Annotated in this window: 14 protein-coding genes and 2 tRNA genes; 5 read left to right on the forward strand and 11 right to left on the reverse strand. The window is 60.2% G+C overall.

Features of this window, described 5'->3' with window-relative positions; genetic code table 11:
• Nucleotides 1–9: 9 nt before the first annotated feature.
• Both aguA and ACKXF7_RS03055 read right to left on the reverse strand, forming a co-directional pair.
• Nucleotides 10–1,113, reverse strand: a complete 1,104-nt coding sequence (gene aguA / locus ACKXF7_RS03050) for an agmatine deiminase (protein ID WP_339394628.1) — start codon at nt 1,111–1,113, stop codon at nt 10–12.
• Between the two features lie 136 nt (nt 1,114–1,249).
• Nucleotides 1,250–2,152, reverse strand: a complete 903-nt coding sequence (locus ACKXF7_RS03055) for a LysR family transcriptional regulator (RefSeq protein WP_423742097.1) — start codon at nt 2,150–2,152, stop codon at nt 1,250–1,252.
• Between the two features lie 244 nt (nt 2,153–2,396).
• Here ACKXF7_RS03055 and ACKXF7_RS03060 point away from each other — a divergent pair, with 244 nt between their 5' ends.
• Nucleotides 2,397–3,149: a TraX family protein gene (locus ACKXF7_RS03060; RefSeq protein ID WP_423742098.1), complete on the forward strand. Its 753-nt coding sequence runs from the start codon at nt 2,397–2,399 to the stop codon at nt 3,147–3,149.
• 42 nt (nt 3,150–3,191) lie between these two features.
• Here ACKXF7_RS03060 and ACKXF7_RS03065 read toward each other — a convergent pair whose 3' ends face one another.
• The 3 genes from ACKXF7_RS03065 to ACKXF7_RS03075 all read right to left on the reverse strand — a co-directional run bounded on the left by ACKXF7_RS03065 (nt 3,192) and on the right by ACKXF7_RS03075 (nt 4,425).
• Nucleotides 3,192–4,121 carry an AEC family transporter gene (locus tag ACKXF7_RS03065; protein ID WP_423742099.1) on the reverse strand — a complete coding sequence of 310 codons (930 nt, stop codon included), beginning with the start codon at nt 4,119–4,121 and terminating at the stop codon, nt 3,192–3,194.
• A gap of 88 nt (nt 4,122–4,209) precedes the next feature.
• Nucleotides 4,210–4,303 (reverse strand) — tRNA-Ser (locus tag ACKXF7_RS03070).
• A gap of 34 nt (nt 4,304–4,337) precedes the next feature.
• A tRNA-Ser gene (locus ACKXF7_RS03075) sits at nt 4,338–4,425 on the reverse strand.
• A 220-nt stretch (nt 4,426–4,645) separates the two neighbouring features.
• Here ACKXF7_RS03075 and ACKXF7_RS03080 point away from each other — a divergent pair.
• The 4 genes from ACKXF7_RS03080 to ACKXF7_RS03095 all read left to right on the forward strand — a co-directional run bounded on the left by ACKXF7_RS03080 (nt 4,646) and on the right by ACKXF7_RS03095 (nt 8,227).
• Nucleotides 4,646–5,278 (forward strand): LexA family protein, encoded by a 633-nt coding sequence (locus ACKXF7_RS03080; protein WP_249237871.1) that lies wholly within the window; start codon nt 4,646–4,648, stop codon nt 5,276–5,278.
• Between the two features lie 209 nt (nt 5,279–5,487).
• The gene (locus tag ACKXF7_RS03085; RefSeq protein WP_423742100.1) at nt 5,488–6,846 is read left to right on the forward strand and encodes a putative DNA modification/repair radical SAM protein; all 1,359 of its coding nucleotides are present in this window, start codon (nt 5,488–5,490) and stop codon (nt 6,844–6,846) included.
• Nucleotides 6,825–7,622, forward strand: a complete 798-nt coding sequence (locus ACKXF7_RS03090) for a TIGR03915 family putative DNA repair protein (protein WP_423742101.1) — start codon at nt 6,825–6,827, stop codon at nt 7,620–7,622. Before ACKXF7_RS03085 ends, ACKXF7_RS03090 begins: the two co-directional genes overlap by 22 nt.
• Before the next feature lie 128 nt (nt 7,623–7,750).
• The gene (locus ACKXF7_RS03095; RefSeq protein ID WP_005943496.1) at nt 7,751–8,227 is read left to right on the forward strand and encodes a peptidylprolyl isomerase; all 477 of its coding nucleotides are present in this window, start codon (nt 7,751–7,753) and stop codon (nt 8,225–8,227) included.
• 67 nt (nt 8,228–8,294) lie between these two features.
• On the opposite strand, the gene ACKXF7_RS03100 is transcribed toward ACKXF7_RS03095, so the two are convergent.
• From ACKXF7_RS03100 to ACKXF7_RS03125, 6 genes are all read right to left on the reverse strand, one after another.
• A complete protein-coding gene (locus ACKXF7_RS03100) occupies nt 8,295–9,701 on the reverse strand; it encodes an NAD(P)/FAD-dependent oxidoreductase (protein WP_423742102.1) in 1,407 nt (468 codons plus the stop codon).
• 270 nt (nt 9,702–9,971) lie between these two features.
• Complete coding sequence (locus tag ACKXF7_RS03105; RefSeq protein ID WP_339394621.1) at nt 9,972–10,676, reverse strand: HdeD family acid-resistance protein; 705 nt, start codon at nt 10,674–10,676, stop codon at nt 9,972–9,974.
• 47 nt (nt 10,677–10,723) lie between these two features.
• Entirely contained in the window at nt 10,724–12,106 is a 1,383-nt protein-coding gene (locus ACKXF7_RS03110) for an MATE family efflux transporter (RefSeq protein WP_423742103.1), read from the reverse strand.
• 282 nt (nt 12,107–12,388) lie between these two features.
• Entirely contained in the window at nt 12,389–12,994 is a 606-nt protein-coding gene (locus tag ACKXF7_RS03115; RefSeq protein WP_418265359.1) for an AAA family ATPase, read from the reverse strand.
• A 44-nt stretch (nt 12,995–13,038) separates the two neighbouring features.
• A complete protein-coding gene (locus ACKXF7_RS03120; RefSeq protein ID WP_423742104.1) occupies nt 13,039–14,409 on the reverse strand; it encodes a hypothetical protein in 1,371 nt (456 codons plus the stop codon).
• Nucleotides 14,410–14,487: 78 nt separating this feature from the next.
• A complete protein-coding gene (locus tag ACKXF7_RS03125; RefSeq protein WP_339394618.1) occupies nt 14,488–15,330 on the reverse strand; it encodes a DUF624 domain-containing protein in 843 nt (280 codons plus the stop codon).
• Between the last annotated feature and the right edge of the window lie 2 nt (nt 15,331–15,332).

Raw genomic sequence — 15,332 nt, forward strand, 5'->3', positions numbered from 1 at the left:
TCGTTTCTGTCAGCCTCTGGGGATCTGCTGGGTGACGCAGTGGATGTTGCCGCCGCCCACCAGAATGCTCCGGGCCGGGATGGGGTACACCCTGCGGCCCGGGAACAGTCCGCCCAGAATGCGCACTGCCTCAGCGTCGTTCTCGTCCCCGAACTGCGGCAGGATGATGCCGCCGTTGGAGATGTAAAAGTTCACATAGCTTGCTGCAAGGCGCTCCCCGGCCTCGCGGGTATCCTCGCCCTCTTCAAAGGCATAGCCCTGCAGTTCCTCTTCGGTCACGCAGATGGGCTTTGCCGGGATGGGCAGCTTGTGCACCGTGAAGTGCCGGCCCTTTGCATCGGTGGCTGCTTCCAGCGCATCCAGACTTGCCCTGCTCAGGGCGTACTGCGGGTCGTTCTCGTCCTCCGTCCACGCCAGCACCACCTCTGCCGGGCCCACATAGGCGCACACGTTGTCCACATGCTCGTTGGTCTCATCGTTGTAGATGCCCCGGGGCAGCCAGACGATCTTCTGTGCGCCGAGATAGTTTTTCAGCTCCTGCTCGATCTCGGCCCGGCTCAGCTCCGGGTTGCGGCCACGGCTCAGCAGACAGGCTTCGGTGGCAAGGATGGTGCCCTCGCCGTCCGAGTGGATGGAGCCGCCCTCCAGCACAAAGTGCTGTGCATCATAGCAGTCCATGCCCAGTGCTGCGCAGATGGCGCGGGCGGCTGCGTTGTCCTTTTCCCAGTGGGCGTAAAGGCCGTCCACCATGCCGCCCCATGCGTTGAACTGCCAGTCCACGCCCCGCACGGTGCCGTGATCGTCCACCACGCAGGTGGGCCCCACATCCCGCGCCCATGCGTCATCGGTCTCGATGGTCAGCACATGGATGTTCTCGTCCCCGGCAAACTCCGCCTGCACGGCACCGGCATCTGCCGGGCCGGCCAGCATCCACACCGTCTCGCTCTCGGCAATGGCGCGGGCGGCCTGCGCAAAGGCGGGCTGGGCGTCCCGGCCGCCGTACAGCCAGGAACCGGGCCGCACCGGCCAGATCATCACACAGCCGCGGTGCGGCTCATATTCCGCCGGCATCCGGAAGCCCTCGGCGGCGGGCAAGGTAGAAAAAGTGTGCATTGCATTCTCCTGTTGTTTTTTGTTTAGTATACCGGATTTTCCCAGCAGATACAATAGACTTGCCACACGCACCCCTGCATCCGGGCGCATTTTGCAAAAAAATTCAGCCGGTGCACCAAACACCGGCTGAAATGTGCTATAGTAATAGGGATCCCGCGTTACTGCAGCTCGACCTGCTTGCAGTAGTCCACGATGTGGTGGAACATCTGCTCCACGGCAGGCGCCATCGCGGCAGGGCGCTGGACGGCCAGACCCACCACACGGTATTCCTCCGGCTCGATGGGGTAATCTTCACAGCGGCCTTGCAGTCCCGCAGCAGCATCTGCGGCATGATGGAAATGCCCAGACCGGCTTCCACCATGGCAATGTTGGACTGGTCGTCGATGACGTGGCAGCGGCGCTCGGTGCCGACCTTGTATTTCTTCAGGAACTGGCGCATTTCTGCGTCGGTGGCGTCACACTGCACTACAAAGCTCTGCCCGTTCATCAGGGCAGGGGTCATGACGCCGTTTTCCGGTTCGGGCCAGTCCTGCGGCACGATGCACAGCAGCGGCTCCCGGAACAGCTCGGTGAGGTTGAATTCCTCCCGGCAGGTGGAAGAAAGGAACGCAACATCCACCTGACCGGTGCGCAGCCATTCCTTCACATCATCGTAGGTGCCCTGATAGACCTCGATCTCGATCTGCGGGTAGTGGGTCATAAAGCTTTTCAGCAGCCCCGGCAGCAGCGACGCGCATACCGAGTTGAACACGCCCAGCCTCACCTTGCCCTTTTCAAGGCCGTTCAGGCGGGCGATGCTCTGCTTGAGGGCCTCGTCGCTGTTGAGCACATCGCGGATGGACGGGTACAGCGAGGCACCGTAGCTGGTCATGGAAACGCCGTTCTTGCCGCGGTTGAACAGAGCAAAGCCCAGCTCCTCCTCCATTACGGCAATGGCGTGGCTGATCGCGGAGGGAGTCAGATGCAGCTGCTGTGCCGCCTTGTTAAAGCTGCCCTGGCGTGCCACTGCATCAAAGATCTCGTAGGAAAAAAGCGTCATGCCCAAAGCCTCCTTCCTTCTGATCCGGTTCGGAGACGCCCGATTCTCTGTGAATCTTTTTCATCTTTGGTTTGCGATAGTTCAATTATCTTCTTGATTGTACTATCCCGCACCTTTTCTGTCAAGCATTTTTGCCCCGTTTTTGCACGCTCTGTGCAGATTTTGCCGCAGCAGACGCAGGAAATGCCGCCTTTCCTCCGTTATAATTCCTGTAACGATTTTTCAAACTGACCGAGGTATTTTTATGACCGCACTTTCCCCGCGCCGCAGCTTCAGCTTCAGCGGCACCGCTCTTAAAACCATTGCCTGCATCACCATGCTGGTGGACCACATCGGCGCGTCCTGCATCGAGGCCGGTATCCTTACGCCCGGGCTGGACGCCGGCACCCTCTCGCAGGACACCCTTTCCGCCTATCCGCTGTACCGGCTGGACATGGTGCTGCGCTTCACCGGGCGGCTGGCCTTTCCCCTGTTCTGCTTTTTGCTGGTGGAGGGCTTCATCCACACCCACAACGTCAAAGGCTACCTTGGGCGGCTGCTGCTGTTCGGCCTTCTGAGCGAAGTCCCCTTTGATCTGGCCTTCTTCCGCACGCCGTTCGCCCCGCAGCACCAGAACGTTTACTGGACGCTGGCGCTGGGCGTGCTGGCCATGGCAGGGCTCAAGCGCTTTGAAAAGGAAAACGGCCTGCCCGGCTGGCAGGGGCTTGTGTGGGCGGGCGGCTGCGCCGCGCTGGCGCTGGCCGCCAACACCGACTACCACGCCATCGGCGTGCTCATCATCTGCACCCTGTACCTGACCCGCGCAGACCGCAAGCGGCAGTGCCTTGCAGGCGCAGTGCTGTTTTTGTTCGAGCTCACCGCGCCGCTGGCCTTTGTGCTGGTCTGGTTCTATAACGGACAGCGCGGCGCGTGCAGTCCGCTGCTGAAAAAGGCCTTTTACTGGTTCTACCCGGTACATCTGCTGGTGCTGGCAATGATCACAAACCTTATGCTGTAAAAAAAGCCCGCCGTCCGGAGACGGCGGGCTTTTTACAGCTTCTCACATCGGGAACATCGCACCGGTCAGCAGCAGCATGGCAGGCACTGTGACCAGCATACACACGGTGGAGTGGGCCACTGCCTGACTGGCAAGGGTCGCCTCGGTGCCGGTCTGCTTGGCCAGCACCGCGGCAAGGCTGCCGGCCGGGCAGCAGGCGATGATGGACAGGCCGGTGCGCAGCACATTGTCCAGCGGCAGCAGCCACAGCAGCAGCATGAACAGCAGCGGGAACAGGATGCCGCGCAGCAGGGTGACCCGGTACAGAAAGCCGGTGTGCAGCAGCGCGCGGATATCGCTGTCTGCCAGCAGCACACCCACGATCATAAGGGCCAGCGGGGTGGTGCAGCCGCCCACCGCACTGCAGAACTGCTGCACCGGTGCAGGCAGGTGCCAGCCGGTCGCCAGCAGCACCAGCATGGCCACGGTGGCAATGTTGGTGGGGGTGATGAAGGTCTTGAGCCGGATCTTCTCGCCGGGGCGGAACAGGCACACCACATAGGTAAAGAACCATACATTATAAGAGGCCATTGCCATGCCCGCAAACACGGTGCCCCGTGCTGCACCCAGCAGAGCACTGCACAGCGGCAGGCCGATAAAGCCGCAGTTGGGCATAGCCGCCGTGCCCACCAGCACCGCATACTTTCCCGGCGTGTCGTGGTGCAGCCAGCTGCTCACACGGCACAGTGCCGTGGTTGCCACAAACAACAGCAGCAGCAAAACGAACAGGATGCCGGCCTGCGTGAGCAGTTCCGGCTCACCTTCCACCGCAGCGCCTGCCAGCATGGTGCAGGGCAGCAGGAGCTTCATGATGAAGTCGGACAAGAACTTGCTGTCCCGGTCTTTGATGATGCCGCTGCGGGCCCCCACATACCCCAGCAGCACCTCCAGAAAGATCACGGTGATCTGACCCGCCAAAACACCAAACGCCATTGGTTCCTCCTTTTTTGTTCCGCAAGCCGCATTTTTCCTTTATAAAGGAAAAAGCCCATTGATTTCAACGAATCAACGAGCTTTTTCTTGGCGGAGTAGGAGGGATTTGAACCCTCGCGCCGTTGTTTAGACGACCTACGCCCTTAGCAGGGGCGCCTCTTCGACCTCTTGAGTACTACTCCAGAGCAAAGTGCATTACACTTATTCAATAAAAAATGGCGGAGAGAGTGGGATTCGAACCCACGGTACGTTGCCGTACGGCAGTTTTCAAGACTGCTTCCTTAAACCACTCGGACATCTCTCCTTGTGGACATCCGCTTTACGCCGTGTCGAATGCCTATTTAATTTACCAGATTTGTGCCCCGCTGTCAAGCCTTTCATGCAAATTTTTTCACCAGACGCAAAAAAGAGAAAATTATCACAACCTTTTTTGGTCTCGGCCCATTCAGCCTCTTTACAAGCACACCTTTTTGTTGTATAATAATCACAAGAAAATTTCCTCGCGGTGTAAAGGAGAATATACCATGTCGTTTTCAGAACTTTTGAAGCAGTGCCGCAAAAAGCAGGGCGTCAGTCAGGCTGAGCTGGCTTCCAAACTGGGCGTGACCCAGCAGGCCGTCGGCAAATGGGAAAGCGGCAAATCCTCTCCCGACCCCACCACGGTGGCCCGCATTGCAGAGCTGCTGAACACCACCGCAGACTATCTGCTGGGCCTGTACCGTCCGGTGAGCAATGTATCTGCGCCGGAGGAGCGGTTCTTCGGCAGCTATTCCGAGAGCCTGATCCCGGTCATCGGTACGGTGAAGGCCGGCTACGGCGCCCTTGCCTTTGAGGAGGACTACGGTCAGGAATACGCCCGCGTGAAGGACCCCTCCAACTACTTCTATCTGGTGGTGCGCGGCGACAGCATGGAGCCCCGCATTCAGGACGGCGACCTTGCGCTGGTGCACCGGCAGGACACGCTGGAAAACGGCGATCTTGGCGTGCTGATCTACGGCGACGAGGGCGAGGGCACCCTGAAGCGCTACATCCAGCGCGGCAACTGTGTGGTGCTGCAGCCCTTCAACCCGGCCTACAGCGAAATGGTCATCAAGGGCGAAGACCTGAATCATCTGCACATCGCCGGGCGTGTGGTGGAGACAAAAGCGAAGTGGTGAGCCATTCAACCATTTGAATGGCCTCCGTTTCACTCTGGCCATGATCAGCGGAAAATTATTTTTATTTTCGCGTTTGTCGCGCCCTGCGGGGCGCTCCAAACGCATTTTCACGAAAAAGGCCGAAGCCATAAAAGCCATCTGCAATTTTGCGCATGGCTTTATTTTTTGACCCTTTTTCCGGTTTTTCCCACTTTGGAGGTGTATTCTGCATGGAACAGACCCTGATGGACAAGCTTACCATTCTGGCCGACAGCGCCAAATATGATGTGGCCTGCACCTCCAGCGGCGCTTCCCGCACTGCCCGGGCCGGAACGCTGGGCAGCTGCTATGCGCCGGGCTGCTGCCATGCCTTTACCGCCGACGGCCGCTGCGTAAGCCTTTTAAAGGTGCTCATGACCAACTGCTGCGCCTTTGACTGCAGCTACTGTGTCAACCGCCGCTCCAACGATATCCCCCGGGCTACCTTTACGCCCCGGGAGCTGGCCGAGCTGACCGTGGAGTTTTACCGCCGCAATTACATTGAGGGGCTGTTCCTTTCCAGCGCGGTGCTGGGCACGCCGGACTACACCACCGAGCGGATGCTGGCCGCCCTGCGGCTGCTGCGGGGCGAATACCGCTTTGGCGGCTACATCCACGCCAAGGCCATCCCCGGCACAAGCCCGGAGCTTTTGCAGCAGCTGGGATATCTGGCCGACCGTCTGAGCGTGAACGTGGAGCTGCCCAGCGAGCAGAGCCTGAATCTTCTGGCGCCGGACAAGGGCCGGCACTCCATCTTCCGCCCCATGAAGCAGATCGCAGTCTCCGGTGCCCAGAGCAAGCAGGAGCTGACGGTCTACCGCCATGCCCCCAAGTTTGCCCCCGCCGGGCAGAGCACCCAGATGATCGTGGGCGCTTCGCCGGAGACGGACTACCACATCCTGAAGCTCACCGAGGGCATGTACCGGAAGTACAGCCTGAAGCGGGTGTTCTACTCCGCCTATATCCCGGTAGCCGAGGACAGCCGCCTGCCTGCGCTGGACACAAAGCCGCCGCTGCTGCGGGAGCACCGGCTGTATCAGGCCGACTGGCTGCTGCGGTTCTATCAGTTCGAGGCGGATGAGATCTTAGATCGGGACAACCCCAACTTCAACCCTTATCTGGACCCCAAATGCAACTGGGCCGTGCAGCACTACGGGCTGTTCCCGGTAGATGTGAACCGCGCCCCCTTTGAAATGCTGCTGCGTGTGCCGGGCATCGGCCCCAAGAGCGCCCGTCGCATCTGGCACGCCCGCAAGCTGTCCAGCCTCGGGCTGAACGAGCTCAAGCGGATGGGCGTGGTGCTCAAGCGGGCGCAGTATTTTATCACCTGCAATGGTTTTTCCGGTGCGCACCCGGGCCGCGGCACCGCCGGGCGGGAGCGCATCACCCAGGCGCTCATCGACCCCAACGTGTTCGGCGGCAATTGTGAGCAGCTGAGCCTGTTCACGCCGCCTGCGGTGGACGAGCTCATCACGCAGGGCGTGGCACCGCGCGCCGCCCTGCGCATGGTGCGAGAGGAGGCAGTGCAATGTCTGGCGAAGGCACTGTGAACCCGCAGAGAGCCCGCAGACTCCACGATGCAGATGTGGTCTATCTCTACGACGGCAGCTTTAAGGGCTTTTTGTGCTGTGTATTCGAGAGCTTTGCCCAGCACGAGATCCCCTTTGCAGTGTGGACGCCCCAGCGGGAGACCTCCACGCTCTATCCGGTGAAGGACATCCCCACCGACCACGCCCGGGCGCAGCGGGTGTTCGCCAGCTTTGGCAGAAAGCTGGGGGCTGAGACCGAGTATCTTGTCAGCCGGGATTTTCTCTCCGGGCGGGAGGACAAGGAGCTGCTGCTCATCCGCTTTCTGCATCTGGCCTTTGCCCTAGGCCCCGGCACCGTAAAGCGCACCGGCCACCCGGACGTGGCCCCGCTGTACGAAATGAAAAAGAGTCTGGACTGGGAGGTGGACAAGTTTCAGGGTTTCGTCCGCTTCGAGGAGCACGACGGGATGCTGGGGGCCGTCATCCACCCCAAAAACTACATCCTGCCGCTGCTGCGGCCCCATTTCTGCGGACGGTTCCTGGAAGAGGACTTTCTGATCTATGATGCCGTGCATCAGGCCGTGCTGCTGCAGCAGGAGCACAAGGCCCGGCTGCTGGAGCTGGCTGCACCGCTGGAGCTGCCGCCGCCCAGCGCGCGGGAGCAGCAGTTTCAGGCCCTGTGGACGCAGTTCTACAAAACGCTGGAAATTCAGGCGCGTCACAACGAAAAGGGCCGCATGAGCCATTGCCCCAAGCGCTTCTGGGCCGATATGGTGGAGATGAAAGATGAATTTTAACAAAAACGTTGCATCTGCGCCGTTGCAACCCCCAAAACCTATGGTATACTATAAGAGATATCCGGCAGGCCTTCTGCCGAACACTCCCGCACTGCTGCGGGGCAACACAAAAGGAGTATTGTAGCGTTATGGTTCGCATTACTATGGAAGACGGCGGCATCATCGATATTGAGTTGAACGAAGAAGCCGCTCCTATCACCTGTGAGAATTTCAAGAAGCTGGTCAGCGAGGGCTTTTACAACGGCCTGACCTTCCACCGCGTGATCCCCGGCTTCATGATCCAGGGCGGCTGCCCGCTGGGCAACGGCACCGGCGGCCCCGGCTGGAACATCAAGGGCGAGTTTGCCGCCAATGGCGTGAACAATCCGCTCAAGCACACCCGCGGCGTCATCAGCATGGCACGCGCCATGAACCCCAACAGCGCCGGCAGCCAGTTCTTCATCATGCATCAGGATGCACCCCATCTGGACGGCCAGTACGCCGCCTTCGGCAAGGTAGTTGCAGGCATGGACGTTGTGGATAAGATCGCAGCGGTCCGCACCGACTGGAACGACAAGCCCACCACCCCGGTCAAGATGAAGACCGTGGAGCTCATTGAGGGCTGATTTTTAAACCTAAAAAATCCCGACACCTTGCGGTGCCGGGATTTTTTGTTTTTGTTGATGCTTGTTTTCAGCAGCCTTCTTTTTCGGCCAGCTTCCGGCCCATGAGCACGCCCATGACCGAAGCCATCATCAGGCCGCGGGTCCAGCCGGAGGAGTCGCCCAGACAGTGCAGGCCCTTGATGTTGGTGTCCAAGTTCTCGTCCATCTTCACCTTGTTGGAGTAGAACTTCAGCTCCGGGCTGTACAGCAGGGTCTCGTTGGCGGCAAAGCCGGGCACCACCATATCCAGCATCTTGATGAACTCGATGATGTTGGTCATGGCGCGGTAGGGCATGGCGGCGGTGATGTCGCCTGCCACGGCGTCCTTCAGGGTGGGCTTTACGTTGGACTGTGCCAGCTCCTTCTGCCACGTGCGCTTACCGTCCAGAATGTCGCCGTAGCGCTGCACCATGATGTGGCCTGCGCCCAGCATGTTGGTCAGCTCGCCCACCTTCTGGGCGTAGGCGATGGGCTGGTTGAAGGGCTCGGTAAAGTTGTGGGAGACCAGAATGGCAAGGTTGGTGTTCTCGCTCTTTTTCTCCTTGAAGCTGTGGCCGTTGACCACGGCAAGGTCGTTGTCGTAGTTCTCCTGCGCCACAAAGCCGCCGGGATTCTGGCAGAAGGTGCGCACCTTGTTCTTCCAGGGCTTGGGGTAGCCGATGAGCTTGGACTCATACAGCACCTTGTTCACCTTTTCCATGACCTCGTTGCGGCACTCCACGCGCACACCGATGTCCACGGTGCCGGGCTTATGGGCGATGTGGTGCTCCGCGCAGATCTTTTCCAGCCAGTCTGCGCCGCGGCGGCCGGTGCCGATGACCACGGTATCTGCATACACAGGCCGGACCTGATCGCCGTCCTTCAGCAGCACGCCCTTGCACTCCTCGTTCTCAAGGATGATGTTCTCGCACTCGGTATTGAACAGCATCTCCACGCCGCTGTCGGCCAGATGGTTCTGAATGGCCAGATACAGCTGCTGTGCCTTCTCGGTGCCCAGATGGCGGATCGGGCAGTCCACCAGCTTCAGGCCGGCATGGATGGCGTTCTTGCGGATCTCCTTGATCTCCTCGCCGGTGTAGATGCCCTCCACATGGGGGTCTGCGCCGAACTCAAGATAGATCTTGTCGGTGTAGTTGATGAGCTCCTGTGCAAACTCCTCTCCGATCAGGGTGGGCAGGTCGCCGCCCACCTCGTAGGAAAGGCTCAGCTTGCCGTCCGAGAAAGCGCCTGCACCGGAAAAGCCGGTGGTGATGGCGCAGGTGGGGCGGCAGTTGACGCAGTGACCCACCTCGGCCTTGGGGCAGTGCCGCTTTTCCACCGGCTTGCCCTTTTCCACCAGAAGGATCTTCTTTTTGCTGCCGTGGCGCAGCAGCTCCACAGCGGTAAAGATGCCGGCCGGACCGGCGCCCACGATGATCAGATCGTACTTTTCCATTTTCTCTTTTTCCTTTACTTAGTCGTTCGTATAAAACTCTCTCAGTCAACGCCTGACGGCGTTGCCAGATTCCCCTTTTTGTCACCTGCGGTGACATTTCTCCCCGGCGCGGGGAGAATCTGTCCCGGCCGGGGGAAATCTGTCCTCTCAGGGGGAGCTTTTTCCTACGGAAGGATGCGTTTGCATTCTTCACGGTATGAGGAAAACGTCATCAAAACAGCGCATTAAGCTCGCCCTTCGGGAGAGCTGGCGCGGAGCGCCTGAGAGGGTTTATTTCTCGTTCTCCTGCTCCACAGTGGCACTCTCGTCCACCTCATCCAGCTCCACAGCACTGGCTTCGGCATCGGTGCGGGTCACATCCGGGGCGACCACGCCGTCACCGTTCAGGTCTTCGCCGGTCAGGGACTCCAGCATGGACTGGGTCTCCGGGTGCAGCTTGGTAAAGCGGCGCACGGCCAGCACCGTGTACAGGGCGCTGAGCAGGTTGATGGCCCCCTCCACGATGAGGATGATGCCAATGGCCATCACCAGCTTTTCCATGGCACCGAAGGGGTTGATGACCAGCACCACGCCCAGCACCACGCTGAGCACCGGCAGGAACAGGAACCCTTTCCAGCTGTCGTAGCCGCAGCGGCGCAGATCCAGCGCATTCTGCACCCGGCCAATGGCGTCAAAGATGACGAACAGGCCGAACACGATGGGCAGGATGCTCACCACGATGTCGCTGCGGATGATGAGGAAAGCCCCCAGCGCCAGACACACGATGCCGGAGACCAGGGTAAGCTGGCTCTGGAACACCCCGCGCTCCACCGCAAAGTAGCGAACCAGCTGCACCGCTGCGCAGGCCAGCACCACGCCGCCCAGCGCATAGCACACGATGTTGAGGGCCGTACCGGGCTTCATGACCAGAAAAACGCCCAGACCCAGATACAGCAGACTCATGAGGACCAGATTCCACTTCAGCTTTTTTACCATAGAGTTCACGTTCCTTTCGTTTGCAGGGCCGTCTGCCCGCACCCGGGTCAGTGGTACAGGGGTGCGATGGTCGTTTTGTTGATACGCGCATAGAAGGCCAGACTCATCAGGATACTGACGATCTCAGCGATGAAGAAGGCCCACCAGACATTGTTGACATTTCCGGTCTGTGCCAGCAGCCATGCGGCCGGCAGCAGCACGAACAGCTGACGGCAGACCGAAACGATGAGGCTGAAGATGCCGTTGCCCAGTGCCTGAAACACCGAGCTGAGCACGATGCTGGCACCCGCCAGCAGGAAATGCAGGCAGATGATGCGCATGGCCGGGACGCCGATGGCCAGCATGGCATCGCTGGCTGCAAAGATGCCCAGCACCTGCCGGGGCGCGAACTGGAAGATGCAGAAGCCCACCAGCATGATGCCTTCGGCATAGCACACCGCCAGCTTGATGGTCTTTTTCACGCGGTCCGGTCTGCGGGCACCGTAGTTGTAGCTGATGATGGGCACCATGCCGTTGTTCAGGCCGAAAATGGGCATGAACACGAAGCTCTGCAGCTTGAAGTAGACGCCAAACACCGCCACCGCCGTAGCCGAGAAGGCCATGAGGATCAGGTTCATGCCAAAGGTCATCAGGCTGCCCACGCACTGCATGGCGATGCTGGGCAGACCCACCGTGTAGATGCGGCCAATGGCCTTGGCACTGGGCCGGAAGCCTTTGAAGCTGATCTGAATATCCGGGTTTTTGTTCAGGTTGAAGAACAGGGTCATGCCTGCGCCACAGAACTGGCCGATGACCGTTGCCACAGCTGCACCGGTGGTGCCGGACAGCGCCTGCCCGCAGTAGCCAAAGATGAAGATGGGATCCAGAATGATGTTCACCACTGCACCCACCAGCTGGCTGATCATACTCAGCTGGGTGCGGCCGGTCGCGGCCAGCAGCTTTTCGCCCATGGTCTGGGTGAAAAGGCCCAGACTGAAGATGCAGCACACCGAAAGATACCGGATGCCCTGCTGGGCAATGGCTGCATCACTGGTCTGTGCATAAAAATAGGGCTTCATGCAGGTAAGGCCGATGACCAGAAACACCACAAAGCTGCACAGTGAAAGAAAAATGCCGTTCTCTGCCGTAACGTTGGCACGGTGCTGGTTCTTTTCGCCCAGACTCTTGGACAGCAGGGCGTTGACGCCCACGCCGGTGCCCACGCCCACGGCGATCATCACGTTCTGCAGCGAGAACGCCAGCGAGACGGCGGTGAGGGCGCTTTCGCTCACATGGGACACGAACACCGAGTCCACCACGTTGTAAAGTGCCTGCACCAGCATGGAGATCATCATGGGCACGCTCAGCTTGACCAGCAGAGGGTTGATCTCCATGGTGCCCATGATATTTTCCCGCGCGGCGGGAGAGGTTTGGGATTGCTTTGTTTCCACGTTTGCTCCTTTTTTGACATTGGGATTCAGGGGATATGGCAAGGCAACTACCGAACAACTCCTTCCGTCATCGCTGCGCGATGCCACCTCCCTCAATGAGGGAGGCATTGGCAAAATCAGAAACTCCATCATACTGCCAAAGGCTCCCTCTCCGAGGGAGCTGGCACGGCGGGAGCCGTGACTGAAGGAGTAAAACCGTCGCCGTTGCCCGAAACGTGGGCAGGGCGCTTGCACACCCTACCCACGAATCATCGTTGTTTTATTTTTGAAGCGCCCCGGCGGTCAGCCGAGGTCCTTCTCCTTGGCGGCAGCTGCGTCCAGGATCATCTTCACGCAGGTCTCGCGGCCGAGAGCTGCGTTGATGGCCAGATCATAGTTGTGAGCATCGCCCCAGCGGTTCTGGGTGTAGTAGTTGTAGTAGGCAGAGCGGTTGCGGTCGGTCTTTTCCACCTCTTCCCTGATGCCCTTTTCGTCCTTGGCCTTGACCAGCGGGTTGGTCTTTGCGTATTCCAGCCGCCACTCCTTGGGTGCATACACGAACACGCGCAACACATCCTTGCGCTCGCGCAGCACGTAGTCGCCGCAGCGGCCCAGGATCACGCAGGGGCCTTCCTCGGCCAGCTGCTTGATGATGCGGCTCTGAAGAATGAACACCTGATCGCCCAGCGGCAGCTCATTGCCCATGGTGTACAGGCTGTACAGCAGGCTGTGGGTATGCCGCTTTTCACTGGCAGCAACAGCTTCTTCCGAAAGGCCGGAATGCTTTGCTGCCATGGTGATCAGCTCTTTGTCGTAAAGCTTGATGCCCAGTGCATTTGCCACATCTTCTGCGATGTAGCGGCCGCCCGTGCAGTATTCACGTCCCAAAGTGATGATCGTCTTTGCCATAATGTGTTCCTCCTGTGTGTATGATTTCGCTCAGGTGCTGCCGGTCACTTCTCCGGCTTTGCCTGTGCTTGGGAAGCCGGTCGTGCTGTATCCGGTGCAGGCTTCGGCTTGGGCAGCCGCACCTCCGCCACCCGCATGGTGCCGGTCTGGTCCACGGCGTACACGCTGCAGCGTCCGCCCTCGGCCATCTGCGCTGCCGGAAAGCGGATTCCGCCGTCCCGGGTGCGCTCCATGCAGTGGAAATCGCGGTGGGCGGTGGTGGCGTGGGCCACACCGTCGTGCAGAGCGTAGGCCGTCCAGCCGGAAAAATCCTCCGGCAGCGGGTCGGCCTCACCGTGCTGTTCAAAGAAATAAACGCCCTCTTCCTTGCCGGGGACAAGCTCGCAGCGCAGCCGCCGGGGGCGGTTGGCTGCCATGTCGCGGGGCTTTGCGCGCAGGGCAATGGCCCGCCCGGTAAAGTAGCGCATAAAATCCACCAGCGCCATGGTGGTGCTCACCGAGCCATCGGAATCTGCCGCAGGGTCGTTGAGCTGCACCAGATCCACCATCCGGGCCTCGTCATGATCGAAGCCCCGCAGGCCCATCCAGACCCGCACCGGGTCCCGCTGGCCCCGCACGCGCCGTTCCACCTGCACCGCCACACAGCAGCCGTCGTGGATCTGGGCGCGCAGGTCGGCAAGGTCCATCCATGCCTGCCAGCAGGGGTAGCCGCAGCAGCCCGCCGCAGCCGCTGCAAATGCGGCATTGCCGGTGGTCCTGTCGGCCATGTCCTCCATCACGTAGGCCACTTCCTCGGGCAGGATATCCTCGCCCCAGCAGTTCATCAGGGCCGCCATGACCAGCGGCAGGTCCATGGTGCGTCCAAAGCTGGGGTCGTGGGCGGAAAGGCAGTATTCCGGCAGATAGAGCTGCCGGTTCAGCGGGTGGCCGCTGTGCTTTTCCCACGCCAGCGGCCGCACCGCAGCGGCCAGCAGCCGCACCTGCGGCGAAACCTTGTCGTCGTTGGTGGAAAGGTTCACCTGCAGCTGCACGCCGGTGCCGCCGCCGGGCGTTGCCACGGTCACGGTATCGCCCATGAGGAAGATCATGCCGTCGTCGCTCTGGGAGGTGCAGCTGCAGCGGGGATAACCCGGTGCCCACTTGCCAAAGCTCATCCAGCCGGTCCATCGGCTGCCGGCATAGACCCGGCAGCGCACCTCCACCATGGTGTTGTGGGGCGCGAAGGCGTTCCAGCTGACGTTCAGGTTGCAGAACGGCGGCATGGCAAACTCCGGCGTGGTGTAGCTGCCGTACTGCAGGCAGCGGCCCGCCACACTGTCCAGCACCAGCGCACCGCCGTCCAGCGCCACATTGTCCAGCTGCCCGCGGGAGAAGGTCTCGGTGCCCTGCAGGACCAGATTATTCCGTTGTTCCATGGGACACATCTCCCTTCTTGAAATTCACGCTGTTCGGTCGGTCCCGGAAAGCTCTTTGAGAAGCTTCCCGGCAGAAGATCATTTTTCGGTGTCGTCCTCGCCGGAAGCATAGTCCTCTTTCAGGGCCGCTTCCAGCTCGGCATCCTTCATTTTGCGGATGCTCTCCTCGATGTGGAATACCTTTTCAATGTCGCCGTAGATGATCTGGCAGGACACCTCGGTGACGAACCAGAAGCCGAAAATGAGCATCAGCAGCAGGCCCAGCGGCATGCACAGGATCACCACGCCCCAGAACAGGATCTGCACGATGGCAGCCGCCAGTGCGTGGGGCAGGAAGGCGATCATGCAGTTGAGGCTGTTTTTCATCGTCAGGCTGAAGGGCTGATCCAGCAGCACCACCTGCGGCCACATGTAGGCAAACAGCATCTGGAAGATGAGCAGGTTCAGCACCGTGGCCACCCACAGCGGCACGCCCACATTGGTGCCCTGCGCCAGCATGCTGAAGCAGAAATACACAAGGAAGATCTGCATCGTGACCACGACGCAGTAGAAGATGCCCGGCGCAATGCTGGCCTTGAAGTTGCGCTTGAAGGCGCGGCGGTAGGTCACCCACCAGTAACCGGCCTCATCGCGCAGGGCGCGCAGCACGGTATCGTACATGCCGGCCAGCGCAGGCCCGGCCAGAATGCCGCCCACCACCGCGCTTGCCAGCATGACAGGCAGGCTGTTTGCCAGAAAGCCGATATACACCAGACAGATCACCGGCAGAAAGCCGATGCAGGCCAGCAGGTTTGCAAGGAACATGCCGTTCATATCACGGCCCACAAGCTCAAAAAAGCGGCCTATGCCGGTCTTGCGGGGGGTGTCTTTCTCCACGCCCTTACCGGCTTTGAAGTCGTTTGCAGAAGGAAATAAACCCATAT

It is taken from the genome of Faecalibacterium sp. 7 (genome assembly GCF_049562865.1).
GTDB lineage: Bacteria > Bacillota > Clostridia > Oscillospirales > Ruminococcaceae > Faecalibacterium > Faecalibacterium wellingii.